This is a genomic window from Streptomyces sp. HSW2009, assembly GCF_040240285.1.
In the GTDB taxonomy this organism is placed as follows: domain Bacteria; phylum Actinomycetota; class Actinomycetes; order Streptomycetales; family Streptomycetaceae; genus Streptomyces.
Genome location: NZ_JBEHZD010001298.1, coordinates 1 through 234 on the forward strand (window position 1 = coordinate 1; position 234 = coordinate 234).

The 234-nt window shown below is 89.3% G+C and carries 1 pseudogene; it reads right to left on the reverse strand.

Going from position 1 to position 234, the window contains the following annotated elements:
- Positions 1-234 (reverse strand): annotated as a pseudogene (locus tag AAHZ94_RS35480) (hypothetical protein); the annotation flags it as partial.

Below are 234 nucleotides of genomic sequence, written 5' to 3' on the forward strand. Positions count from 1 at the left end.
GGGGGGCCCCCCGGGGGCCCCCCCCCCGGGGGGGGCCGGGGGGGGGCCGGCCCGCCCGGGCGGGCCGGTGGCGGCGACGGCGGTACGGAGTCGGGTGCCGGGCCGAGCGGCGGGCCGGGTGCGGCGGTGGCCGCCGGCGGTGCCGTGGCGTTGCCCGTGGGTGGCGGAACGGCCGCGCCCCGTGCGGGTCAGCCGGCCGGGGCCGTCGGTCCTGACCGGCCCGCCGCGGCGGCC